Annotated in this window: 23 protein-coding genes; 11 read left to right on the forward strand and 12 right to left on the reverse strand. The window is 67.6% G+C overall.

What is annotated here, in order from left to right; translation table 11 throughout:
• Position 1: 1 nt before the first annotated feature.
• The 3 genes from APZ21_RS22595 to APZ21_RS22605 form a co-directional block, all read right to left on the reverse strand.
• Complete coding sequence (locus APZ21_RS22595; protein WP_054815297.1) at positions 2–616, reverse strand: TerD family protein; 615 nt, start codon at positions 614–616, stop codon at positions 2–4.
• 110 nt (positions 617–726) lie between these two features.
• Positions 727–1,827, reverse strand: coding sequence for a DUF475 domain-containing protein (locus APZ21_RS22600; protein WP_054815298.1), 1,101 nt, complete (start codon positions 1,825–1,827; stop codon positions 727–729).
• 167 nt (positions 1,828–1,994) lie between these two features.
• Positions 1,995–2,570, reverse strand: a complete 576-nt coding sequence (locus APZ21_RS22605) for a TerD family protein (RefSeq protein ID WP_054815299.1) — start codon at positions 2,568–2,570, stop codon at positions 1,995–1,997.
• Positions 2,571–2,762: 192 nt separating this feature from the next.
• On the opposite strand from APZ21_RS22605, the gene APZ21_RS22610 reads away from it, so the two are divergent.
• From APZ21_RS22610 to APZ21_RS22630, 5 genes are all read left to right on the forward strand, one after another.
• A complete protein-coding gene (locus tag APZ21_RS22610) occupies positions 2,763–3,980 on the forward strand; it encodes a hypothetical protein (RefSeq protein ID WP_239476767.1) in 1,218 nt (405 codons plus the stop codon).
• Positions 3,981–3,993: 13 nt separating this feature from the next.
• Positions 3,994–5,205, forward strand: coding sequence for an HpcH/HpaI aldolase/citrate lyase family protein (locus APZ21_RS22615; protein WP_082393369.1), 1,212 nt, complete (start codon positions 3,994–3,996; stop codon positions 5,203–5,205).
• Complete coding sequence (locus tag APZ21_RS22620) at positions 5,202–6,593, forward strand: phosphoribosyltransferase family protein (protein WP_054815300.1); 1,392 nt, start codon at positions 5,202–5,204, stop codon at positions 6,591–6,593. The genes APZ21_RS22615 and APZ21_RS22620 overlap by 4 nt, the downstream gene beginning before the upstream one ends.
• A 38-nt stretch (positions 6,594–6,631) precedes the next feature.
• A complete protein-coding gene (locus APZ21_RS22625; protein ID WP_054815367.1) occupies positions 6,632–7,744 on the forward strand; it encodes a cysteine protease StiP family protein in 1,113 nt (370 codons plus the stop codon).
• Between the two features lie 134 nt (positions 7,745–7,878).
• Positions 7,879–8,661, forward strand: coding sequence for an HAD family hydrolase (locus tag APZ21_RS22630; RefSeq protein WP_054815368.1), 783 nt, complete (start codon positions 7,879–7,881; stop codon positions 8,659–8,661).
• Positions 8,662–8,665: 4 nt separating this feature from the next.
• On the opposite strand, the gene APZ21_RS22635 is transcribed toward APZ21_RS22630, so the two are convergent.
• From APZ21_RS22635 to APZ21_RS22650, 4 genes are all read right to left on the reverse strand, one after another.
• Positions 8,666–9,718, reverse strand: coding sequence for an alpha/beta hydrolase (locus APZ21_RS22635; RefSeq protein WP_054815301.1), 1,053 nt, complete (start codon positions 9,716–9,718; stop codon positions 8,666–8,668).
• A gap of 187 nt (positions 9,719–9,905) precedes the next feature.
• Positions 9,906–10,667 carry an AIM24 family protein gene (locus APZ21_RS22640; RefSeq protein ID WP_054815302.1) on the reverse strand — a complete coding sequence of 254 codons (762 nt, stop codon included), beginning with the start codon at positions 10,665–10,667 and terminating at the stop codon, positions 9,906–9,908.
• Positions 10,668–10,670: 3 nt separating this feature from the next.
• Positions 10,671–11,375: an AIM24 family protein gene (locus APZ21_RS22645; protein WP_054815303.1), complete on the reverse strand. Its 705-nt coding sequence runs from the start codon at positions 11,373–11,375 to the stop codon at positions 10,671–10,673.
• 11 nt (positions 11,376–11,386) lie between these two features.
• Positions 11,387–12,010: an AIM24 family protein gene (locus APZ21_RS22650; protein ID WP_054815304.1), complete on the reverse strand. Its 624-nt coding sequence runs from the start codon at positions 12,008–12,010 to the stop codon at positions 11,387–11,389.
• Positions 12,011–12,264: 254 nt separating this feature from the next.
• Between APZ21_RS22650 and APZ21_RS22655 the strand changes: the two genes are divergently transcribed.
• Both APZ21_RS22655 and APZ21_RS22660 read left to right on the forward strand, forming a co-directional pair.
• On the forward strand, positions 12,265–13,596 hold the full coding sequence (locus tag APZ21_RS22655; protein ID WP_054815305.1) for a TerD family protein: 1,332 nt from the start codon (positions 12,265–12,267) through the stop codon (positions 13,594–13,596).
• 26 nt (positions 13,597–13,622) lie between these two features.
• On the forward strand, positions 13,623–15,158 hold the full coding sequence (locus tag APZ21_RS22660) for a TerD family protein (protein ID WP_239476772.1): 1,536 nt from the start codon (positions 13,623–13,625) through the stop codon (positions 15,156–15,158).
• Here the strand turns inward: APZ21_RS22660 and APZ21_RS22665 are convergent.
• From APZ21_RS22665 to APZ21_RS22685, 5 genes are all read right to left on the reverse strand, one after another.
• Positions 15,114–15,494, reverse strand: coding sequence for a Rossmann-fold NAD(P)-binding domain-containing protein (locus APZ21_RS22665; protein ID WP_054815307.1), 381 nt, complete (start codon positions 15,492–15,494; stop codon positions 15,114–15,116). The genes APZ21_RS22660 and APZ21_RS22665 overlap by 45 nt on opposite strands.
• A gap of 64 nt (positions 15,495–15,558) precedes the next feature.
• Positions 15,559–15,801, reverse strand: coding sequence for a cold-shock protein (locus APZ21_RS22670; protein ID WP_239476769.1), 243 nt, complete (start codon positions 15,799–15,801; stop codon positions 15,559–15,561).
• 87 nt (positions 15,802–15,888) lie between these two features.
• A complete protein-coding gene (locus APZ21_RS22675; RefSeq protein WP_371852329.1) occupies positions 15,889–17,637 on the reverse strand; it encodes a glycosyltransferase family 87 protein in 1,749 nt (582 codons plus the stop codon).
• A gap of 124 nt (positions 17,638–17,761) precedes the next feature.
• Entirely contained in the window at positions 17,762–19,951 is a 2,190-nt protein-coding gene (locus APZ21_RS22680) for a transglycosylase domain-containing protein (protein ID WP_054815370.1), read from the reverse strand.
• A gap of 748 nt (positions 19,952–20,699) precedes the next feature.
• Complete coding sequence (locus tag APZ21_RS22685; RefSeq protein WP_054815309.1) at positions 20,700–21,110, reverse strand: DUF5318 domain-containing protein; 411 nt, start codon at positions 21,108–21,110, stop codon at positions 20,700–20,702.
• Positions 21,111–21,188: 78 nt separating this feature from the next.
• Between APZ21_RS22685 and APZ21_RS34845 the strand changes: the two genes are divergently transcribed.
• The 4 genes from APZ21_RS34845 (at position 21,189) to APZ21_RS22705 (ending at position 24,867) form a co-directional block, all read left to right on the forward strand.
• Entirely contained in the window at positions 21,189–22,283 is a 1,095-nt protein-coding gene (locus tag APZ21_RS34845) for a DUF1707 SHOCT-like domain-containing protein (protein WP_162240376.1), read from the forward strand.
• Entirely contained in the window at positions 22,283–23,074 is a 792-nt protein-coding gene (locus APZ21_RS22695) for a DUF1707 SHOCT-like domain-containing protein (RefSeq protein WP_054815311.1), read from the forward strand. The genes APZ21_RS34845 and APZ21_RS22695 overlap by 1 nt, the downstream gene beginning before the upstream one ends.
• Positions 23,075–23,204: 130 nt before the next feature.
• A complete protein-coding gene (locus APZ21_RS22700) occupies positions 23,205–23,765 on the forward strand; it encodes a PadR family transcriptional regulator (protein WP_054815312.1) in 561 nt (186 codons plus the stop codon).
• Entirely contained in the window at positions 23,755–24,867 is a 1,113-nt protein-coding gene (locus APZ21_RS22705) for an inositol-3-phosphate synthase (RefSeq protein WP_054815313.1), read from the forward strand. The genes APZ21_RS22700 and APZ21_RS22705 overlap by 11 nt, the downstream gene beginning before the upstream one ends.
• Positions 24,868–25,087: the final 220 nt, after the last annotated feature.

Consider the following 25,087-nt stretch of genomic DNA (forward strand, 5'->3'; position numbering starts at 1 on the left):
GCTACTTGGTCGTACTGTGCCACTGCATACCCCACTGGTATGCCTGATCGATATGGCGTTGGGTGCCGTCGATGTAGTTCACTTCCCGGCTCACCGTGATGCCGTGGCCGTTGTTCTGCAAAAGCGCCACAGCGCAGGACCGTACACCGTTGACCGGGGAATCCAACCGCACCTCGACCTGCGGGCCCTGCGAGGGGTAGAGGGTCACCACGCCGTCGGCGGCGGCCCAGTTCGGCACGCCTTCGTAGATGAACGCGAAAATCAGTATGCGCTTGAACAATTCGGGTCGGGTGAGGTCGATGTGCATGTTCTCGCCCGCGCTGTCGGCGCCGCTGCGATCGTCGCCGTCGAGCCGGATATACGGCGCGGCCTCGAGCGACCCGAAGTTCTTGCCGATGGCCTGCACCACGCCCTTCGAGCCGTCGGCCAGTTCGTAGAGACAGCCGAGGTCGAGGTCGACGGGCTTGACGCGGCGGAAGAATCCGCGCGGACCGCTGGACCAGTTCAGGTTCACCCGCATCACCCCCTGTGACTCACCGGGTTTGGTGAGGTTGATGGTGGGTGTCGCCTTGGACAGGGTCACCTTGGCCAGGTTGACGCCCCCGGCTTGGCTCATCGGCGCGGTCCCCCTTCGTGAATCGTTGTGCCAGAAAAGAAAAGGTGGCAGCGGTTCCGTCGGGGGGACGGGGCCGCTGCCACCACGGTTCGTCGGCTGCGTGCCGCGGATCAGCCTACCGGGGTCTGCACCGTCTTGGTCTCGACCTCGTCCGCATCGCCCGTGCGGCGGTTGCGGATGATGCTGGAGGCGAACGCCGCGCCGATGAACGCGACACCGACCAGACCGGTGACGATCTCGTTGATGTGCACGCCGATCGACACCAGCAGGATCACCGCCAGCGCGCCGATCGCCCAGTGGGCGCCGTGCTCGAGGTACACGTACTCCGACAGGGTGCCCTTGCGCACCAGGAACACGGTGATGGACCGGACGAACATGGCGCCGATGAGGCCGAGGCCGAGCGCGATGATGATCGGGTCCGAGGTGATGGCGAAGGCGCCGATCACACCGTCGAAGGAGAAGGAGGCGTCGAGGACCTCGAGGTAGAGGAACAGGAAGAAGCCCGCTTTACCGGTCGCCTTCACCAGTTCCGAAGGGCCGCCCTCGTTCTCCTCGGTGTGGAACATCGAACCGAGTCCGTCGACGGCGATGTAGGTGATCATGCCGAGCAGTCCCGCGACCAGTACCGTCGCGCGCTCGTCCTCGTGGGCGATGAGTTCGGCGACCAGCACCAAGCCCGTACCGGCGACGACGACCGAGAGCATATCCAGCTTGCCCGCCTTGGCCAGCGGCTTCTCCAGCCAGCTGAGCCAGGTGATCTCGCGCTCCTCGAAGATGAAGTTCAGGAACAGCAGCGCCAGGAACATGCCGCCGAACGCCGCGATCTGCGGGTGCGCGTCGGTCAGCAGTGTCTCGTAGCTGGGGCTGCCGTCGGCGAAGTACGCCGCGTCGTTCGCGGGCGGGTTGAGTGCCAGGTCGAAGGCTTGCACCGGGTCGAGTCCGGCCGTGATCCACACGATCGCAAGCGGGAACACCAACCGCATGCCGAAGACGGCGATCAGAACGCCGATGGTGAGGAAGATCTTCTGCCAGAATTCACTCATCCGCTCCAGGACGGTGGCATTGATGACAGCGTTGTCGAAGGACAGCGAGACTTCGAGAATGCCGAGGATGGCGCACAACACGAGGGCCGTGGGACCACCGTAGAGCAGTGCCACAACCAGCGACACCACGGTGACGACGCCGGAGAGGCCGAAAATACGCAGGACCACGCGGGGACCTTTCGTTACTTGGGAACTGAATCGGCGAAATCGATACCAGCGTGGCCGTTGAACCGCCGTATGTCCAACGATGCGCCGACCTGCGCCGACGCGGTTGTCGCCATGCGCGAGGAGGGGGCTCGTCGCCGAGCCCCCTCCCGCGCCGAACCGGTCGCGTCCTAGACGTTCACGCCGTAGTCGCGCGCGATGCCCGACAGGCCGGAGGCGTAGCCCTGGCCGATGGCGCGGAACTTCCACTCGGCGCCGTTGCGGTACAGCTCACCGAAGACCATGGCGGTCTCGGTGGAGGCGTCTTCGCTGAGGTCGTAGCGGGCGAGTTCGCTGCCGTTGCTGCGGTCCACGACGCGGATGTAGGCATTGCGCACCTGACCGAAGGACTGCTGACGGGTCTCGGCATCGTAGATCGAGACCGGGAAGAAGATGCTCTCGATCGTCGGCGGGGTGTTGGCCAGGTCGACGTTGATGACCTCGTCGTCGCCTTCGCCCTCACCGGTCCGGTTGTCACCCACGTGCTCGATGGCGCCTTCGGGGGACTTCAGGTTGTTGAAGAATACGAAGTGCTGGTCGGAGACCACCTTCTTGTCCGCGCCGGTGGCGATGGCGCTGGCATCGAGGTCGAAGTCGGTGCCCGTGGTGGTGCGAACGTCCCACCCCAGCCCGACGGATACAGCGGTGAGGTTCGGCGCGGCCTTCGTCAGCGAAACGTTGCCGCCCTTGGACAAACTGACACCCATGCGGGATTCCCTTTCAACTAGTCCGTCTGTGGTCCCAGCATGTCCGAATCGCCGGGTACGAGTTACGACAGTAGTAGGTTTCGGCGAACTTGCGTAGGAACTGGGGTAACCCCCGGCGAACGGGACCTTCTCCTATGGTGCGCGGTCGGACTTCGGCGCTGCGAGGTCGTGTTCACGACCTACCATCGGGGCGTGGCAGGCCGTAGGCGTGGCTGGTTCCGGTCGTCCCGGGACAGCGAATGGATCGATCAGGCTCGGGCCCAGCTCGCGGACGCGTTCCTCGATATGGACCGGCGACAGAGCGCGGCCGAGGCCGCCGTGCTCGCCTCCGAGGAGGTGTTTCCCGAACGCGGTTTCGGCACGGCATGGGGTGCGGTGCGAGCCCGCTGCTACGACGCCTCGGGCGCGTATCTCACACTGGCCGACGAACTGGAGGCGGCGCAGCGGGACAACACCGGGCTACCGCAGGGGCGCGAACGCGCCGCCACGGTGACCCGCGCCCTCGGTGAGGCCGCGCGCGCGGTGGACGAGTTCTACCGTGGCAACCAAGCCGTCCTCGAGGAGGCGCTGGCGATACGCGCCTCGGTGCCGCAACTGGTTCAGCAGGTGAAGGCGGCCGCCGCGAGCGTGCGGGGGCAGGCGGCGAACTCGGAGTACGCGGCATACCCGTCGGTGGCCCGGCGGGCGGCCGCGGTCGATGAGGCTCTGCTCACACTCGAGGCCGCGGGTCCGCAACTGGGTGTCGGCGGGCAGCGACAGGCCGCCAACCGGCTCGAGGCGGCCACCCGCGAGCTGGCTGACGCCTTGGCGCAGGCCCCGTCTCGGCTCGACGCCGCGAAAACCGCTCTGGCCTCGGTGAACACCAGATCATCGGCGGTGCGCAACCGCGCCGCGGGACTCGCGCCCGCCTACTCGGCACTGCTGCGCGAGTTCAACGCTGCGAGTTCGGCCGACTTGGCTAACAATGAGCGGGACAGCCAGCGAGCCATGGATGCCGCCGACGCCGCCCTAGCGCGGGCGCGTGCGGCATTGGCCGAGAAAAACCCGGAGTCCGCACTTGAACTGACCACTTCTGCCAGAGGCAAACTGGCCGAGGCCGAACAGCAGGTCGATGCCGTCACCAAGCGGCTCGCGCTGCTGCGTGAGGTCCGCGCGGATCCGCGGGCCAAGGCAGAGGCCGTACGATTCCGGCTGCGGGACGCGCAGATGCTCGCGGTGAGCCGCGGACTCGTCGCGGAATGGGGCTCCGTGCTCGATGCGCAGGTCGACCGGATCGACCGTATTTCCGAAACACTGTCGGGGAGACATCCCGACTACCTGGCCTATGTGGCGGAATTGGATGCCGTCGCCGAATTCATTGCCGGTGTGGTGGACCGAATGAGGAAGCATGCAGGACAACGACGAGAATGAGGATGGGCAATAGATGACCGCAGGCGTCGCCGTCCAGCAGGAGATTTCCCTGTGGAAGCGAGGGCCGCTGCGCCATTTTCGGCAGCTACAGGGGCCGGACGCACGGCACCTGTTCTATCGTCAGCCCGAGGATTTCGGTGCGCACACCGATCGGGAAATGCTGGCATACGCGCTGGGTGCGACGCTCTACGCGCCAGCGACGAGACCCGATCTCGCCGAGACGATCCGCAGGCGCGCCGATCGCGGCGTGTGCTCGATGGTGATCGATCTCGAGGACGCCGTCGCCGACCACGAGGTCGAGACGGCCAAATTCCAGGCCGTTCGTACTCTGGACCTGCTGGCGACCTCGCCCGATCCGAATCCGCTGCTGTTCATTCGGGTGCGTGACGCCGACACCATCGGTGAGATCGTCGAACGAATCGGACCGGGTGCGTCGGCGCTGCTCGGGTTCGTGTTCCCGAAATTCGACAGCATCTCGGGTCAGAAGTACCTGGACGCGCTGGAGGCCGCGGCCGCGCGGTTGGACCGGCCCCTCTACGGCATGCCGGTGCTGGAATCGGCGGCGCTGGTGCACCGGCAGACCCGCGACCACGAACTGGACCGGATCGCGGCCATGCTCGCACGGCACCGGGAGCGGGTGCTCGCGGTGCGGATAGGCGCGACGGACATGTGCTCGACCTTCGGCATCCGCCGCGATCGCGACCTGACGATCTACGACGTGCGGGTGGTCGCCGATGTCATCGCCGATATCGTCAACTACCTCGGGCGCACCGACGGCACGGGATTCGTGATCACGGGTCCGGTGTGGGAGTACTTCGCCGATCACGAGCGCATGTTCCGACCCCTGCTGCGGACCGCGCCGTTCGAGGAGTCCGACGCGGTGCCGTTCCGGCGGTACCTGGTGTCGCGGGACCTCGACGGCCTGCTGCGCGAGATCACCCTCGACCGCGCCAACGGTATACAGGGCAAGACGGTGATCCATCCCTCACACGTGGCCGCGGTGCACGCGCTGTCGGTGGTGACCCACGAGGAGTACTCCGACGCGCTCGACATCCTCCAGGTCGACGTCGGCGGCGTCGCGGCCTCGGAATACCGCAACAAGATGAACGAGATGCGGCCGCACCGCAGCTGGGCCGGGCAGACGTTGTTGCGGGCGCGGGTGTTCGGGGTCGCCAACAAAGGAGTGTCCTTCGTGGATCTGCTGACGGCGTCGGTGCAGGTGTGAGCGCGCACGAGCGACCGTGGGCGACACGGACACTCGGCATCGAACTGCACCATCGCGAATCGCACGTGGGCGCGGTCGATTCGGCGTTGCCGATGTTCTCTTCGGAACTGCGGATCGAGGCGCTGGTGCAGCCGGGTCTGCGGCGAAATCCCAAGCGGGCGCATCTGCTGGTCTCCACGGTGCTGGGTAAACATCTGCCGACCGATCCCCGGGTGGTGCTCGGTGCGGGGGACCGGCTCGGTGACCTGGTGCGGGCGGTGCTCGGTGACCGGGCGGTGTCGAGTCCGGGCGCGGTGGTGCTCGGTTTCGCCGAGACCGCGACGGGTCTGGGGCATACGGTCGCGGTGCGCATCGGCGCGGCCTGCTATCTGCATTCCACCCGCCGTGCGGTGGCCGACGCGCCGACCCTCGCCGGATTCGAGGAGGGACACTCGCACGCCACCACCCATCTGCTGCAACCCGCGCCCGCAGCCATCTTCGTCAACGATCTGCCGTTGGTGCTGGTGGATGACGAGATCTCGACGGGAGCGACGGCCATCGACGCATTGCGGGCGCTGCACGCCTCGGTCCCGCGCTCGCGCTATGTGCTGGCCTCGCTGGTCGATATGCGCGACGCGGACGATCGTGCCCGATTCGATGAGCTGGCCGCCGAACTCGGTGTGCGCGTCGACACGGTCTGCCTGACCTCGGGCCGCACCCGGCTGCCGGACGGAATCGTCGAATCGGTACTGGCATTGCCCGAGCCCGAAATGAATCCCACAGCGGCGCAACGCGGTTCGTACGCCCGCATGGAGCTGCCGTGGCCGGATTCGGTGCCGGAAGGCGGACGGCACGGCATCCTCGACACCGACGCCGCCGCCTACGACGCCGCGGTCATCCTGGCCGTGGGCGAACTGCGCGAACGTCTGCTCGCCACGGCCAACGGTCGGCCGGTCATCGTGATCGGCCACGAGGAGCTGATGTACCTGCCGCTGCGGATCGCGGCGGAGCTGGCCGATTCCGGCATACCGACGCTGTTCCAGACCACGACCAGGTCGCCTGCCTACGTCCTGGACGAACCCGGATACCCGTTGCGCCGCGGATTCCGCTTCACCGCACCGGAATCCGGTCAGACCGAACCGCGCTACCTCTACAACGCGCGCTGGCCCGAGGATCAGGACGCCGCGCCGGTCCTGGTGCTGGTGATCGACTCCCCGGCCGACACCGCCGAACTGGTCGCCGAGGGCGGGCTCGTCGACGTGCTAACGGCGGCGGGCGCGGACGTCATGGTGGCGGTGCTGGCCGATGTCGATCCGCGCATACTGCACGCCGAACGCGGCGGCGCCACAATAGTTCCCGTCGATGACGCCGGGGTTTGCCTGTACTCGAGCCCGGTGGAGTCCCGTTGACGCACGTATCGAACCCATCGCCCGCGGCCACCACGGCGCTGCCCGCCCCGCTGTCCGGCCCGGATTTCGGATCATATGCGGCACACGAGGTTTCGTGGCTGCTGAAGGATCTGTCCGGGGTGGACCTCGAAGCCGACGTGGCCGAGCGGGAGCGCCGCATCCAGGCCGGCGCCGCGCACTACGCGGAGTCGCTGCCCATCGAGTACCAGCCCGGCCGGGCCTATCGCGAACTGTTCGAGCGGGTGCTCGCCGAGAGCGCGCAGCGGCTGGCGCTCGCGGTGGGCATCGTCGCCGAACTCGTCGTCGCCGAACGCGGCGGCGATATCGTGCTGGTCTCGCTGGCACGAGCGGGCACCCCGGTCGGCATTCTGATGAAGCGCTGGCTGGCCGCGCGGCCCGCGAGCCTCGACGTGCCGCACTACGCGGTGTCGATCGTGCGCGATCGCGGGATCGACGCCGTGGCACTGGACTACCTGGCGCATCACCACGACCCCGCGTCGGTGGTGTTCGTGGACGGCTGGACCGGCAAGGGCGCGATCACCCGCGAGTTGAGCGCGGCATTGGCCGCATACCACGCGGCGGGCGGCGCGCGGTTCGACGACGAACTCGCGGTGCTGGCCGATCCGGGCCATTGCGTGCGCACCTACGGCACCCGCGACGATTTCCTCATCGCCTCGGCCTGCCTCAATTCGACCGTCTCGGGACTCATCTCGCGCACCGTACTGAACGACACCCTGATCGGACCGGGTGATTTCCACGGCGCCAAGTTCTACCGTGAGCTCGCCGCCGAAGACGTGTCGGTGCGGATGCTCGACACCGTCGCCGCGGAATTCGACGCCGTGCGCGAGCGGGTGCCCGCCGGACTGGCCGCCGTCACCGCCGCCGACCGCACACCGACCTGGTCCGGTTGGGCGTCGGTGGAGCGGGTGCGCGCCGAATACGGCATCGCCGGCGTGAATTTCGTGAAGCCCGGGGTGGGGGAGACGACCCGGGTGCTGCTGCGCCGCGTGCCGTGGCGGGTGCTGGTCCGCGAGGCCGACGCGCCCGAACACGCCCACCTGCGCCTGCTCGCCGAAGCGCGCGGCGTTCCGGTGGAAGTGGTCCCCGATCTTGCCTATTCGTGCATGGGATTGATCAAGGAAGTGCGGTAAGTGGGATGGTCGTTCTACCCGAGGCCCTCGGCCCCGATATCCACGACGCGGACGGCGCGCGCGAGCACGGCTGGACGCTCGGTCACCGGCATCGCCTCAGACAGGCGCTGATCGCCACCGACCTGGACCGGACCATGATCTACTCGCGCAACGCGTTCAGCACCACCGCGGAGGTGCCGACCGTCTGCGTGGAACATCTCGAGGGCGCGCCGCTGTCGTTCATGACCACCGCGGCGGCGCTACGTATGCAGACCCTGACCCAACCCGCCGCGGTGATTCCGACGACAACCCGAACCATCAAGCAGTTCAACAGGATTCAGTTGCCGGGTGCGCCGTGGCGCTACGCCGTCACCAGCAATGGCGGCAATATCCTGGTCGACGGCGTCGCCGATATGCGCTGGCGCATCGATATCGACGCCAAGGTGCGCGCGAGCGGTGCCACGCTGTCGGAGGTCAGCGCCGAATTGCGTTCGCGCGTGGACGATTCGTGGGTCTCGAAGTTCCGCATCGCCGACCACCTGTTCTGCTATCTGGTGGTCAAACCCAAGGCGGTGCCGGACGGTTTCCTCGCCGAATGGGGCGAATGGTGCCGCGAACGCGGTTGGTCGGCCTCGCAGCAGGGCCGCAAGATTTACACCATGCCGAATGCGGTGTGCAAGAGTTACGCGGTCGCCGAGGTGCGGCGGCGGCTGCTGGAATCCGGTGAACTCGCCGAAAGCGCACGGACTCTCGCGGCCGGCGACGGCGCACTCGACGCGGAGATGTTGCGCGCCGCGGATTCGGCCATTCGCCCGCGGCACGGCGAACTCGAACAGTTGAACTGGACCAGTCCGAATCTGACCGTCACGCGGGCCACCGGCATTCTGGCGGGGGAGGAGATCGTCGACTGGTTCATCGACTCCGCCCCCGCCGAATAGCGGATCACGGTGCGCTGAACAGGCCCTCGGCCAGTACCGGCCAGGACGACTTGAGGTCGTCCTGCCAGTAACCCCAGGAGTGGGTCCCGGTGGCGCGGTAGACGAATTTGGCGGGGATGCCGAGTTCGTTGAGGCGGTTGTTCATATTGTGGTTCGACCAGTTGACGCCGCTCTCGATCACCGCGCCGATGGCTACGACCTGCGGGGTCTCCGCGGGCGACTCCATGCGGAATTTGCCGCCCGCCTGGTCGAATTCACCGGGGATGCCGGTTCCGGTGGAGAAGAACAGGCGGGTGCCGCGCAATTTCTCGGCGTTCACCATGGGATCGTTGGCGGCCCACAGCGGACCGTCGGTCGGACCCCACATGTTGCGGGTGTCGCCGCCGCCCCAGGTCTCCACCGTCAGCTTCACCATTTCCTGGCCGACGGGGTCGCTGACCTGCGCGATACCGCTGTAGGCCGCGACGCTTCGGAACAGTCCGGGCTTGGCGATGGCGAAGTTGAGCACCGAGGTGCCCGTCATGGACAGCGCGGCGATGGCGTTCACGCCATTGGTGCCAAGTGCCGCGTCGACGAGCGGGGGCAGTTCCTCGGTGGTGAAGGTCTGCCATTTGTTCACGCCGAGCACCGGATCGGGGGCGATCCAGTCGGTGTAGAAACTCCACGCGCCGCCGACGACCTGCACGACATTGATGTTCTTCGTGCCGAGGAATTCCAGCGCGTCGGTATTGCGCTGCCAGGAGGCGTCGTCCATACCGCCGCCCGCACCGTTGAACAGGTACAGCGCCGGTCGCGGTTCGGAGGTGTCGCCCGGCCGCAGGATGTCGACGGCCACGAGTTTGTTCATCGCGGCGGAGAACACCTGCAATCGCAGATTGCGGCTGTCCTTGGGCTCGATGCGCGCGACATACGATCCGTCGGGCGCCTTGACCGAGGGCATGACCACCCCCGCGGGCGTCGCCGGGTCGGCGGATGCGGGGGACACTCCGATCCCGAGCGATATCGCGGTCGCGACCGCCGCAAGCGCGATATGTCTCCTGATTCGGTGGTGCGACATCCGCTCCCCCTCCGTGACTTCTGTGAGGTGTTTGGTGGCGTGCGACCGACTGGTCCACGGGGCTGATCGAGATTCACGGCGCATGTGTTACTCATCCATATTTCGCATAAGCCGCGGCTCGGCGGGCGCTCCGGTGACCGTCCGTCGCGGGGCGCGACCGGCCCGCCGAGTCGCGAGGCGAGCGTGGTCAGTACTGTTGCTGACCGGCGAGCTGCTGGGTGACGATGGCCTGGATGCGCTGGAGACCGCCGACGGTCATCCCGCTCTGCAACTGACCCTCGATCGTGCGCACCAGCGCCGCGTCGCTCAACACCTTCTCGCTGGACTGGATCAGCACGGTGCCCGCGCCGGTGAAATCGAACTGCCGTTCCTCACCGGAATTCACGCCGAAACGCGCCGCGCCCGCCGCCAGGAAGTTCGACACCCACCGGTGGTCGTAGTGGTGACTTGGCGACGGGCAGTCCGCCCAGCCGACCAGCGACTCCGGGTCGACCCGCAACGGCGGTTCGGCGAACATGACCGGACCGTTGGACGAGGCCAGGAATTTGCCGGTGCCGATCAGGGTGAGGAATCCCGGCACGATGGACTGGTTCAGCGACAGTCCGGGATCGAAGGCCAGCAGATTCGCCGCGCGAATCGTGAGATTGCCGTCCTCCAAGTCGTAGGAATTGATGTTGTAGCCGCGGTCGCCGATGATCAGCTTGCCGTGTCCTTCGACCACCACGTAGTCACCGGTGAACAGCGGCGCGGAGAACTGCTGCGAGACCATGTGCATCAGGCCGCCGTGCAGACCGTGGGTGAGGGTCTGGAAATTCATTTGCCCGTAGTAGGCGATCATCGCGCCCTTGCGCATGAACCAGGGTTTGGTCAGGTCGATGCAGTAGGCGTAGTCGTTTCCCGGGATATTGTCGCTCTCACCGAGATTCATGGGATTGAAGACCTGGGCCATGGTTTACAACTTCTCCTCGGATGCCTGCACGTAGACGACACCTTGTCCGACACAGTGCAACTGCATCGCCTCGCCCGCGCCGCGGCCAACCGCGTCACGCCAGCTGAGCGCCGTCTTCAATTCGGTCTGCACGTTGCCGTAGGCGGCCACGAACGCCTGCGGGTCGACCACGATCGGATTCGGGCCGCCCACCTGCAATTCCAGGAACCCGCCGTGCGCGAGCAGCACCGCCGAACCCTGTCCGCTGAGCTGGGTGGTGAACATGCCCTGACCGGTGAGCGCGCCGGTAGCGGCGCCGCGCAGCGCGCCCATGATGCCGCCGCCGCCACCGCCACCGCCGCCCGAACTCATCACCGAGACGATCGAACTCTGGAGATTCGCGGTGTTGGCCAGCAGCCGCGACGCCTCGACCCGCAGGGTCGCGCCCGGCTGCATCTGCACCACGTGCACCTCGAGTCCGGCCAGACCGTAGTGCACCTCGCCATTGCCCTGGGCCAACATGGTGCGCTCGTGCTCGCCTGCCATCATGCGGCCCGCCATGCGCATCATGCCGCCGCCCATGCCGCCCATGCCCTGCGCACCCGGAATCTGATGCGGCGAGAAGGAGATGTCGCCGGTGTAGAACAGCATCGCGCCGTTGCGGGCGACCACGCCGCCCGCCATACCGACATCGACCTTGACGACCTTGCCGTTGACTTTCTCGAACATCGACCCGTTCCCTACCGTTCCGCCGGCTGGATCAACACGACGCCCTGACCGTCCCAGCGCAGCGAGAACGCCTCGCCCGCGTCCTGACCGACGAGCGAACGCCACGACACGTCGGTGACGAAGGACTGCTGGAGGTTGCCTTGCGCCGCGACGAACGCGTCCGGGTCCACGATCAGCGGGTACTGCGGCGACACCTCGAGGTGGATGAGCGGCCCGCCCGCCGACAGCAGCGCTACCTGACCCTGACCCGACACCGTCGTGGTGAACAGTCCCGCGCCGGTGGACGCGCCGCGCAGGCCGGCGAATCGCACGTCGGTGCGCAGATTCCCGGCGAAGGCGAGCAATTGCTGCGACTCGACCTGGAGCGTGTCGCCGTTCAGGTTGACCACGGTGACGTTCTGGCCGTTCACCGCGAAGAAGACCCTGCCGTTGCCGCCGCATTCCATCAGCGACAACTTCTCGCCGGTGGCCCGGCGCTTGAGACCGGCGATCACGCCGTCGCCGCCGCCGAAGCCCGCCGACTTGAACTGGACATTTCCTTCGTAGGCGATCATCGAGCCGGAGATCGCGCGGACACTGGTTCCGGCGAGGTGCGCCTCGATCACCTTCTTCGACTGTTCGAACAGTTGCGCCATGGGGGAGTTCTGCCTGCTGTCTAGTCCGGGAATGTGGCCATCGTCGACCACTTTCCAACCCTGTGCCGCGGGGGTTCCCGCACCCCGAAGATCGCGAGGGACGCCGCGAGCGTATCCCCGAGCTCTCTCGTGTGCGGTCACAGTAGCCGATCGATCGCCTCGAGTCGGTGTCGTACGCGGCGTTTACTGCGGTCGCGGGCAGCCCGTTTCTCGTAAAGTGGCAAGCGAAAGCACCGACAAGCGAAGGGTCGATCTTGTCCGCAACACTCGCCAAAGGCCAGAACGGCCCGTTGGACTCCAATAATCTGGTGATCTCCGTCCAGCTCACGGCACCGGCGGATCTGTCCGCGCTGCTGGTGACCGAGCGGGGGAAGGTGCGATCCGACGCGGACTTCGTCTTCTTCAATCAACCCAGCGGTCCGGGCGTGCGGTTGCAGCCGGGGCCCGCGGGTCAGTCCGCCTCGCTGGCGGTGTCGCTGGACGCGGTGCCCGCCGAGATCGACCAGATCCGCGCCGTGATCACCCTCGACGACGCGTCGAGCAGCTTCGGGCAGTTCCAGCCGCCGACCGCGGTCGTCTCCGACGCGGCCGGTAACCGGTTGTACGAGTACCAGATCGAGGGGTTGAGCAACGAGTCGATCGTGATCGCGCTGGAACTGTACCGGCGCCAGGGCGCCTGGAAGGTGCGCGCGGTCGGCCAAGGGTACGCGGGTGGTTTCGCCGCGCTGGTCACCGATCACGGTGTGACCGTCGATCAGTCTCCCGCGCAGCAGCAACCGCCGCAGCAGCAACCGCCGCAGCAGCCCCCGGCGCCGCAGCAGGTGCCGCCGGTCCAGCAGCAGGCCCCGCAGTACGTGGCGGCCACCGGGTCGTATCCGCCGCCGCCCGGTCCGGGCTACCCGCCGCAGGGTGCGGGCGGCTACCCGCCACCGCCCGCGTCGGGTGCGGGCTACCCGCCGCCGCAGCCCGCCGCGCAGCCGACCGGTGAGGTCAGCCTGAGCAAGGACCGCCCGGTCAGTTTGCAGAAGGGACAGCGGGTCACGCTGCGCAAGGAGGGCGGCACCGCGCTGACCTTCGTCAAGATGGGTCTCGGCTGGGATCCCGTGCAGTCAAGGGGCATGTTCGGCAACCGCACCGTCGATATCGACCTCGACGCGTCGGTGATCATGTTCGCCGATATGAATCCGGCCGACTACGCCTACTACGGCCAGTTGTCCTCCAAGGACGGTTCGGTGCGCCACCAGGGCGACAACCTCACCGGCGAGGGCGACGGCGACGACGAGGTGATCCTGGTCGACCTGACCCGTATCCCCGCGCACATCACCTCGCTGATCTTCATCGTCACCTCCTACAAGGGCCACACCTTCGAACAAGTGAAGAATGCGTTCTGCCGCTTGGTCGACGGCTCCAACAACGGCGAACTCGCCCGCTACACGCTCGCGGGCGGCATGCCGTTCACCGCGATGGCGATGGCCAAGGTCTTCCGGGTCGGCGGCGACTGGAAACTCCAGGCGATCGGTGAGGGATTCCAGGCCAAACATCCCGGAGAGGCGATTCCGCAGTTGGGCCGGTTTCTCGCGAACTGAGTCCGCACGGCAGGCTTGAGCACGTGATGCAGTTGAAGGCCGGTCAGAACACACCGCTGACCGGGGACGTGATCGGGTTCAGCGCGCGGGCCGACACCGCGTTCGAGGTGTCGGCCCTGGTCGTCGGCGACAATCTGCGGGTCCGCGACGTCGCGGATCACGTGTGCGCCGACCGGCCTTCGACGTCGGGGGTGGCGCTACTCGGGGACCGGGTGGAGATCGCCCTCGACCGGGTGCGCGCCGACGCCAAGGCGGTACTGCTGGTCGTCGGCGCTCCCGCGGATGCCGGACTCGGGCGGGTCACCGTATCGCTGAGCGAAAGCGGCAGGGATACGGTCGAATTCGCGGTCTCGCCGACCGACGGGGAGACCGCGCTCATCTGCCTCGAGGTATACCGGCGCGGGCCGGACTGGAAGGTGCGCGCGGTCGGCCAGGGCTACGCGGGCGGACTCGCGGTGCTGCTGGCCGCGCACGGCGTCGAGGTCGACGGCGCGACCGACCCCCCGCCCGACCACGGGCGCGACACCATCTCCGGTCCGCAGCGGGGCGCGCACGCCCAGGCCGCACCGGTGGAGGTGGCGCACGGTCTGGAACGGCTGTGGATGATCTTCGAGGACGCCGCCCGATCCGCTGCCGCCCTGATCTCCGCGCGCGACTACGCCGCCGACCGGCTCGACAACGAACTGTCGGCATCGGTCGCCGATCCGGCGACCCGCAACACTCCCGCCGCCGAGGCCGCGCGCCGCGAAGCCCAAAGGCGCAGTGAAGAATTGATCGCCACCGCGGAAAGCAACCACCGGCGCGACTCGGAACATCTCATGCGCGAACTCGCCGATTCCGATCGCAAACTGCCCGCCGCGCTCGCTTCGTGGAATTCCCCCGCGTGGGACGGTCCGCCGCGCCCGAGCGACGGTATCCGCCTCGGCGAGCTGTACGCGGTCGAACGCGGACCGCTGCGGGTGCCGTACTGCGTGCCGGTGCCGATGACCAGGCCATTGTGGATCGACACCGACACATCCGCCGCGGTCGTCCCGGTCGTCGGCGCATTGCTGGCCCGGCTGCTCGTCGCCGATCCGGCACGCCGCACCCGCATGGACGTCATCGATCTCACCGGCGCTTTCACGAGTCTCCTCGCCCCGCTCGGCGCGGTGCTCAACGGCCCCGTGGTCACCGACCACGCCGACATCTCCCCGCGCCTGCAAGCACTGGTAGACGCTGCGGAAATCGCCGAAATCGCCTACAGTAGCGGCAATTTCGTACCGCCTGATATGCACCGCGTGCTGCTCGCGGCGGACTTCCCGCACGGATACCAGGCCTCCGACGCGCTGCGCATCGGCTCCCTCATCACTCGCGGCGACCTCATCGGCCTGTCCATGGTCATCGTCGGCACCGACGAGTCCGAATCCGCCGACAGCACGGTGGCGACACTGTCCCAATCCTGTCGGCACCTGCCCACGGTCGAGGACACTCCCCTTTTCGACCCGTGGACAGGCAGCGCCTGGCAACTCGAACTGGACCTACTGCCCCTCGACCCCGAACGCCGCGCCCGTCTGCTCCGTTGACCGGCGGCGCAGTTCCGAGAGAAGTTCCGCGCTGTCCTCGAAGAGTTCGCGTTGGGTGGTGCGGTCGTAGGAGGCAGCCGAGGACGGGCGGTCCGCCCGACCGACGAAATGACGCCCCGTGGTGGATTCCAGCGCCGGATCGGTGACCAGTCGCGCGAGATCCGCGCCGGAGCGCTCGGGAGTGTTGACGCCGGGGAGCGGCAACATGGCCTTCGCGATCGTGCGCCACAGCAGGCGCGCGGCCGGACTCGCGTCGCGCGCGAGTCCCGTGGGTTGGCGGCGTTCTTCGCCGGATTCGAGGCATCGCTGGCCGATGGCGGCGACCTCGGCGCGCACATCGCCGAGGCCCGTGCGGTTCTGGCGGAGGGTCCGCGAGGGCGGGCACCCGAAGGGCGTTGAGTCAGCCCCCCGATTGGAGTAAGCGGATGTCGTTGGCCTGGAGGCGGTCCACCGAGCCGGGACCGATGGTGAATTCGACTCGCTCCCCCGGGAACAGCGCCGGTAGGTCGTCGACCCGCCGGTTCTGCGGAATCGCGGAGGAGTGCACGAAGATGTCGTGCCCGTTGTCGATGGTGATGAAACCGAAGCCGCGGGCAATGTTGAACCACTTCACAACACCACGTGCGGCCGGCTGAACGTTCACGAATTTCCTTCCGGGACAAGCATTCCTCGAAATCATGCCACCCGGTCGGTCCCGTTGGAGAACAGGGTTACCGATAACCGTCCGATATCACCGCCCCCACCCCGACAAGCCGCCGCGGACCGCGCCGACGCGGGATCTGCGGGGGCGCAAAGGTTCCGGGAGCCAGGGACGGTCGGGGTCGGGGCCGCGGTCGAGGACGCCGCCTATCGGGTCGTCCGCGTAGTCGTGGCGGACGAGGTCTTCGCCGGGACGGTAGATCTGGCGAATCACGAGAGCGCAGAGGGCGATTACGGCCAAGTCGCGCAGGATGACCGTGCCGGTGAACCACTGTTCGGGCAGGCCCTTGCGGTCGGTGCCGAGGTAGTAGAACATGCGCGGAACCCAGACCAGGGCGTCGATCGTCATCCAGGCCAACAGGATTCGGCGTTGGGGTAGGGCGAGGACGGCGAGCGGGACCAGCCACAGCGAATACTGGGGGCTCCACACCTTGTTGGTCAGCAGGAAGGCCGCGATCAGCAGGAAGCAGAGTTGGGCCAAACGGGGTCGGCGCGGCGCGGTCAGGCCGATGTAGGCGATGAGCAGGCAGGCCGCCATGAACAACAGCAGCGACACCGCGTTCAGGATGGTGGGCGGTTCGCCGTGCACCAGATAGCCGTCGAAACCCTGCCATCCGGTGAACGAGGTGATCACGTTGTAGATCGAATCCGGATCGGCGTGGCGGGTGGTGTTGAGTCGGAAGAATTCGCGCCAGCCATCGGGATAGAGGACGGCGATCGGCGCGTTCACCAACACCCAGGTGCCCACCGCGGAACCCACCGCGACCGCCGCCGCGCCAAGCGGGCGCTCGCTCAGTCGGCGGATCGAGGCGGGCAGCCCCCGCAGGCGATCGGCGAAGGTCTCGTCGGCGCGCAGACGCGCGAACAGAGCCGGGCCGCCGCGCATCGAGTCGGTGCGCAGGCACAGCACCACGATCGGGCCGAGCAGCAGCAGCGGATACAGTTTCGCCGCGCCGCCGAGGCCGAGCAGCAGACCGGCCAGCGCGGGACGCCTGCGCGACCACGCGAGCAGACCGGTCGCGGCGAACGCGGTGGCGATGGCGTCGAAATTGGTGAACGCGTGCACCAGCACCAGCGGAGAACAGGCGATCAGCGCGGCGTCCCAGATCCGGCGACCGGACAGCATCGCCGACGCCCACACGGTCACCAGCCAGGCCAGCGCCAGACCGACGGCGATCACATTGAAATAGATGACCACCTGCAAGGCGCCGGGCAGCGGCGAGGCGTCCCAGGTCTTGGCGATCTGCATACCGAGGTACTGGTACAGGCCCGACAGCACCGGATATTCCATGTACCTGGTCTCGGTCCCCCCGTCGGAAGTGTCCTCGACCCACGACTTCTTGTACGGGAACGCGCCCTCGTCGAGCCGCTCCGCCCCGTAGAGCGGGACCGTGTCGGAGTAGCACATGGCGATGTACTGCCTGCCGTTGTGCCAGTCCAGCGTCGGCCGCCCGTCCGCGCCGGGGGTCTGCTGGATACAGCCCGCCTTACCGGCCCAACCGAGGGCAAGGAAGATCAGCGCGAACACGAACAACACCCGCAGGGGTGTCCAGAAACGGACACGTCCGATGAGCGCGTGATCGCCGACCGGACCGCCGACGACCGTGCACAATTCCGAGGTCAGCTGATCGGTGCGACTCGGCTTGTCACGTTCGTCGGCCGAACGCAGATCGGCCGCGAGCGGCTCGGGCGACACGTATCGCGGTCCATCGGTCTGCCCCCCGCCGGTGTGCGGTGCGAGAGCCTCCGCCCGCTCGTCCACCAGTCGCTGATCGCTCACGGACCCGAGGCTACCGTTTCCGGCGGTGCGGGCGCGGAGCACGTTGGCGGGCGATCATCCGGCGAGGGCGGAGACGCCGCGGCCCCGGTCCGAAGGGCCCGGGGCCGCGGGAGTGCTCGGGCGATCAGCGGGTCGATGGCACGCGACCGTAGTTGGATTCGCCTTCGCTGTTGCTGTTCGCATTGCCGGAGTTGGGCCGGGTGGTCGGCTGCGCGCCGCTGCTCGGCGCGATCGGCTGACCCGGCAGCGGACCCGGCTCGTTCTCCCGCTGCTGCGGCTGCTGTTGCTGCGACTGCGGATTCGGCTGCACGCCCGGCATCGGAATGCGGAAACCGGGGAACACCTCGACCTGGGTCGTGGTGACCACCACCGGCGGCACGAACGACGGCGCGGTGGTCTCCGGCGGGGTGTAGGGCGCGGTCCACTCGGGAACGCCCGACTGGCCCTTGATCGGCGCGGGCTTCGGGAAGGTCTCGTTCGGCGTGCCCGACAGCGCGCCGTCCATGGTCGCCTTCCAGATGTCGGAGGGCAGGCTGGAACCGTAGATCATCGCGCCGCCGTAGTTGCGCAGCGCCGAGTTGTCGACGGACCCGACCCATACCGCGGTCGACAGCGACGGCGTGTAACCGACCATCCAAGCGTCCTTGTTCTCACCGGTGTCGCCGAGCTGGGCGGTGCCGGTCTTGGCGGCCGATTCCCGTCCGCCCGCGAGTCCGTGATTGCGCGAATAGCCCGCGATCGGCTTCATGGCGGCGGTCGCGTTGTCGGCGACGGCGGCGGAGACGCGCTGTTCACCCGCGACATCGCCGCGGTCGAGCAGCACTTGGCCGTCGGCGGTCACGACCCGCTGCACGAAGTGCGGCGCGTGGTACACACCCGAAGCCGCGAGTGTGGCGTAGGCCGAAGCCATATCCAGCGGGCGCGCCTGGTACTGGCCGAGCACGATGCCGTTGTTGGGACCGGAGCCGTCGGGTTCGGTCAGCGTGCGGCCCACCCCCGGGATCTCCTCAGGAATGCCCAGCTTGTGACCCATGTCCGCGATCTTCTGCGGACCGTTGCCCATATCCAGCTGCATGCGGTAGAAGCTGGTGTTCAGCGACCGCTTCAATGCCTCGGCGATGGTGCAGGTACCGCACTGTTCGCCCTCGACGTTGGTGATCTTGATGCCGTTCACCGTGATCGGGGAGCTGTCGTACATCTGCGACAGCGGCACGCCCTGTTCGAGGTTCGCGGCCAGACCGATCACCTTGAACGACGAACCGGTTTGCAGACCCGCGTTGGCGAAGTCGTAGCCCTGGCCGTCGCTGCCACCGTAGTAGGCGCGCACCGCACCGGTGCGCGGGTCGATCGACACCACCGCGGTGCGCAACTGCTCCGGTTCGCCCTGCATCTTGGAGGTCGCGGCGTCAACGGCGGCCTGCTGCGCCTTCGGATCGATGGTGGTGGTGATCTGCAATCCGGCGGTGTTGAGCTGCTGTTCGCTGATGCCCGCGGAGGACAGCTCCCTGAGTACCTGAGTCTTGACCAGACCCTCGGGGCCCGCGTCGAGCGTCTTGTCCTGGGTCGCCGCCCCGGGCTGCACCGCCGGATACTGCATGCCCTGTCGCTCGGTGGCCTTGAGGTTGCCGCCGTCGACCATGCCGTCGAGGACGTAGCCCCAGCGGGTCTTGGCGCCTTCGGGGTTCTTCTCGGGGTCGAGCAGCGAGGGCAGCTGGATGGTGGCGGCGAGCACCGCGCCCTCGGCCACGCTCAGATCCTGCACCGGCTTGCCGAAGTACGCCTTGGACGCGGCGTCGATGCCGTAGGCGCCGCGGCCGAAGTAGATGGTGTTCAGGTAGGCGGCGAGGATCTCGTCCTTGCTCCACTGCCGCGCCATCTTGGCCGAGATCACCAGTTCGCGCATCTTGCGGGTGAGCGAGCGTTCGTCACCGACGAGCGCGTTCTTCACGTACTGCTGGGTAATGGTCGAACCACCGCCCGCGCTCTCGCGGCCGAGGACGTTGTCGCGGGCCGCGCGCATGAAGCCGGTGATGGAGAAGCCGGGGTTGGTGTAGAAGTCGCGGTCCTCGGCGGCGATCACGGCATTGCGGACATGCGGCGGGATCTGCTCGATCGTGACGTCGGTGCGGTTGCCCTGCGGCGGGACGACCTTGGAGATGACGCTTGTGCCGTCGCTGGCGTAGATCATCGCGACCTGATTGGTTTTCAGATCGCCCGGCTGGGGCACCGAAACCGTGCTGTACGCGATCAGGAAGATCGTGCTCGGCAGCACGATGGCCAGTGCCGTCAGCACGTAGAGGGTCCGGCGGACGATCTTCCACGGGAACTTCCGCTTCTGTGCCGGACCGCGTCTACCGGGACCGCCCGGTCCGCTGCCATTGCCCGCGCCGCGGCGCGGCGGACCCGAGGGCGGACCGCCCGCGGCGGCGGCCCTGCGCTCACCGGTCTGGGCGCCGTTGGCGCGGCGGACGCCCGGACGGTCATCGACAGCGGCTCCTGAGCCGGTGGCCGGGCGACCGCCCGCGACCGGTCGCGATCCGGTATTCGGACCGGTGCGCCGGTCGCGATCGGCGACCGCCTCGCTCAGCGCGCCCGCACGCCGTTCGCCCGGCGGCGGATTCTGACCGGGTCGGGCGATGCGCTGGGTGCCCTGCGCGCCGGGGGGCTGCTGCGGGCGGCCCTGGGGCGGACGCTGCTGCGGCGGTCCTTGGCGCTGCGGCGGCTGCGGCCCGCGCGGCTGACCCCCGGTATGCGGCGGCGGCCCCCCTTGGGGACCGCCGGGACCGCCGGGACCGCCGGGCCTGCCGCCCTGGCGCGGTGCGCCGGGCGGCGGCGGACGGTAGCCAGGCGGCGGCGCCTGCCGCTGATCGGGATACGGATCGGGACCCGGATGTGAACTTCGCTGAGCACGGCCACCGCGCGGTTCATCGCCGTAGGGGGAAGTCTCGTAGGGCGAATTCACTGACAAGATCTCCATAACTCGTATCGGACAACGTTTCGCGGTGCGGCCGTGTACGCCGCCGCGGACACGTCGTGGCTCCGCGTGTCATCGGACGGGCAGATCATTCGGCGGCGGTACGCCGGTTCGCTCTGGCGCGCCGCGGGGGTGCGGGCGTCGAGCCGAGTACATAGGACTGCACCAGATGGTTCCAGCTACAGGTCCGGCATACCTCGACGACGTGCACCGAGAACTCCTCGCGAGTCTCGGCGAGGCGGGCCAGTTCCTCCGGTGTGCGAGCCGATCCCGCCATCGCGCCGAGCCCATCGCCGTAGACCCAGGATACGAGGGTCAACTGCTCCTTCCGGCAGATAGGGCACGTGACCTCGCTCCCCCGGCCGTGGAACTTCGCCGCGCGTAGGAGGTAGGGATTGGCGTCACATACCTCGGCGACATCGACCCGGCCCGCGTAGACGTCGGCCAGCAGCGACTTGCGCCGGAGCGCATAGTCGACAACCTGCCGCTGAATTCGCACGAGAACCAGAGTAGCGGTGACCGATTGAGTGCGCTGCGGCGTGGCGCGTTCGGGTCGTTCTCCGTCTAGGATTCTGCTGTGTCCACCACGGCTTCCGGGCGCATGCGAGCGCGTGACCTAGACCGCGCGAATGTGTCCGCTGTGCTGGACGCCGCGTACGCGGAGGGTCAGCTCGGCGCGGACGAATACCACGATCGAACCGCGAAGGCGGATACCGCCAAGACACTGGGCGAACTGGATGGTCTGATTTCGGACCTGCAATCGCCAACAGCGGTAAAGGATCTCACCGGCCAGCGCGCCGCCCGGACGCGGAATCCGCTCAACCGCCGCCGATTCTCCGGCGGTTATCCCGATCACACCCGCGCCCGCGACACCGATCGCGCCGAGACGGTACGCGCACTCGACGCCGCGCGCGCCGACGGACAGCTCACCGAGGACGAACACCGGGCGCTCACCGAACTCGCCGCCGAGGCGCGCACCATCGGCGATCTGGCCGAACTGGTATCCGACCTGCAACGACGCGCCGATGCGGCACCGCCGCCGCGTCCTCCGCGCTCGCATCGGCGCCAGTTCTTCGCCGCCGTCGTCGTCGCGATCGCGGTACTGGCGACCACCGGGACATACGCGCTGACCGGACCCGACGATGCCGAACCCGCGCGGGCGAGCGCCCCGACAGCGGACCTGTCGGTCGTGGAGCCGCTGGTGATCGCGACCCCGAAGCTCACCACCGCCGAGGGCATGACGGTGTTCCGGGAGCGCTACCGCGCGAAATTCGGCGACACCCTCGTCGACGAACTGCGGGCCTTCGATACCTACGCCTCGCTGAAGCGGATCGCGCCCGACGGCGCGCAATGGTCGGTCGGCTACGACTATCGCGGCGGATTCCAGCGCGCGAGCGGCCCGGCGCTGTCGACGCGGCGGTCGGACACGGTCGCCTTCGACCTGGCCACCGCCGATTTCGCGGCCATCGCCGCGGTCGCCGCCAACGCGCCCGCGCTCACCAAGGTCCCGGAGGGCACGGTCTCATCCTTCTCTTTCGAGGTCTCGGATTTCGGGTCGCAGAAGGGTGTTCCGACCGTGGAGATCACCGTGCGCAATGAGCGCCAGCAGTACGGCGAAGTCCTGCTGGCGCCGACCGGCGAGGTGCTGAAGGTCACGGAGGTGCGGCCGTGATGGCCTCGTCCACATCCCGGCTACGGGCCCGCGACAGCGACCGCGCCGATGTCTGCGGTTTGCTCGACGCCGCGCTCGCCGACGGTCAGCTCACCGCCGGTGAACACGCGGCACGCACCGAATCGGCCATGCGCGCCGCGTCCTTCGCCGAGCTGGACCGACTCGTCGGCGACCTCCAGATCCCCGGCGACATGGTGGACACCCCGGTGGTGCGCGGCGGGCCGCTCCGCACCAGGCGCTGGTGGGTCCCGGTTTCGATACTGCTGGTCGCGGCGCTGCTCGGCGCGGGCGCGGGCTGTGTCGGCCGTGCCGCGACCGATCACACGGCACGGGCGTCGCTGCCGACGTTGACCACCGGAGCCGGCCTGGCCCAGTTCATCGACAGCTATCGCGCCGAATACGGCGACACGGTCGCCGACGATCTCACCGTCTACCCGGGTTACGCGGTCTATCACCGCACTCCCGGCAATCCGGTGAAGTCGCAGTATTACCACTACGACGGCGATTTCAGCACCTTCGGTTCGGAATCCGCGCGCAAGCCGAGCACCCCCACCTTCGATTTCGGGACGATCGACAGACTTCTGTTCGCCCGACTGCTGGCGGGTGCCGTCCAGTCGCTGAAGGTGCCCAACGGGCAGATCAACTACATCAAGTTCGAGTTTCCCCCGGGATCGACCAAGGACCCGTCGCCCTACGTGCGGATCTATGTGCAGAACGAGGCGCAGGACAACGGATTCATGACCGTCACCTTCGGCGGCGAGATCCTCGACGTGCGTCCGCCGCACGAGTAGAGCCGACCCCCCGACGCGCGGCGTCCGGCGTCCGCCGCGGGGCCTCGGCATGTACAGATGTATCGGCGCGATATAGTTTGGTATTGCATCCATTGGTTAGGTCTGTAGATATGTCAGGGGGTGAAGCCCGGTGCTCGAGCTGGCAATACTCGGGCTGCTCCTCGAATCGCCCATGCACGGGTACGAGCTGCGCAAGCGGCTGACCGGCCTGCTCGGGGCGTTTCGGGCCTTCTCCTACGGGTCGCTCTATCCCACCCTGCGTCGTATGCAGGCGGACGGACTGATCGCCGAGGAGCACCCCGAGGGCGCGGTCACCCGCCGTGCCCGACGGGTCTACCAGCTGACCCCGGTCGGACGTGAACGGTTCCACGAACTGATCGCCGACACCGGACCGCAGAACTACACCGACGACGGCTTCGGCGTCCACTTGGCGTTCTTCAGCCGCACCCCCGCCGAGGCGCGGATGCGGATTCTGGAAGGCAGGCGCAGGCAAGTCGAAGAACGTCGAGAGGGGTTGCGGGAAGCGATCAAACGAGCCAGCGGCTCGCTGGACCGCTACACCCGCCAGCTCCACCAGCTCGGTCTGGAATCAAGCGAGCGCGAAGTGCGCTGGCTCAACGAGTTGATTGCCGCGGAGCAGTCAACGAAGGCGGCACCACAGAAAGAAGGAAACATCGGCCATGAGCGGTGAATTGAACGCAGCTGACAGCAAGCAGGCTGATAGCGCCACCGAAGTGCGCGTGGCCATCGTCGGCGTGGGAAACTGCGCCTCCTCACTGGTCCAAGGCGTGCAGTACTACCAGGACGCGGACGAGAACTCCACCGTCCCCGGCCTCATGCACGTCAAATTCGGCCCGTACCACATCCGCGACGTCAAATTCGTCGCCGCGTTCGACGTGGACGCCAAGAAGGTCGGCTTCGACCTCGGCGAGGCCATATTCGCCAGTGAGAACAACACCATCAAGATCTCCGACGTGCCGCCGTGCGACGTCGTCGTACAGCGCGGCCCCACCCTCGACGGCATCGGCAAGTACTACGCGCAGACCATCGAGCTGTCCGAAGCCGAGCCGGTCGACGTCGTCAAGGTGCTGAAAGACGCGAAGGCCGACGTGCTCGTCTCCTACCTGCCGGTGGGATCGGAAGAGGCCGACAAGTTCTACGCGCAGTGCGCCATCGACGCGGGCGTCGCCTTCGTCAACGCCCTGCCGGTCTTCATCGCCTCCGACCCGGTGTGGGCGAAGAAGTTCACCGACGCGGGCATCCCCATCGTCGGCGACGACATCAAGAGCCAGGTCGGCGCGACCATCACCCACCGGGTCATGGCCAAACTGTTCGAGGACCGCGGCGTGCAACTCGACCGCACCATGCAGCTCAACGTCGGCGGCAACATGGACTTCAAGAACATGCTCGAACGGGAGCGGCTGGAATCGAAGAAGATCTCCAAGACCCAGGCCGTCACCAGCAACCTCAAGAAGGAACTCGGCGCCAACGACGTGCACATCGGTCCTTCGGACCACGTCGGCTGGCTCGACGACCGGAAATGGGCCTACGTGCGCCTGGAAGGACGTGCGTTCGGTGACGTGCCGCTGAACCTGGAATACAAACTCGAGGTGTGGGATTCGCCGAACTCGGCGGGCATCATCATCGACGCGGTTCGGGCGGCGAAGATCGCGCTGGATCGCGGGATCGGCGGGCCGGTGCTTCCGGCTTCGGCGTATCTGATGAAGTCGCCGCCGCAGCAGTTGCCGGACGATGTCGCTCGGACTCAGCTCGAGGAGTTCATCATCGGCTGAATCTCTGGCCGTGCCTCCGGCACGGCGGAGTTCGCGGCCCTTTGGGTCTCGCGTCCGGGCGGCCGATACTTGCTCCTTCGTCGCATTGTCTCGACCGCTCGGACGCGAGACGGCCGCGAACTGTATCTCTGGCCGTGCCTCCGGCACGGCGGGGTTCGCGGCCCTTTGGGTCTCGCGAACGGTCGGTCGTAAGTTTCGGGGTTCCCTGCGGGTTCGCTGC

The sequence above is a fragment of the Nocardia arizonensis genome (assembly GCF_001310275.1).
GTDB lineage: Bacteria > Actinomycetota > Actinomycetes > Mycobacteriales > Mycobacteriaceae > Nocardia > Nocardia arizonensis.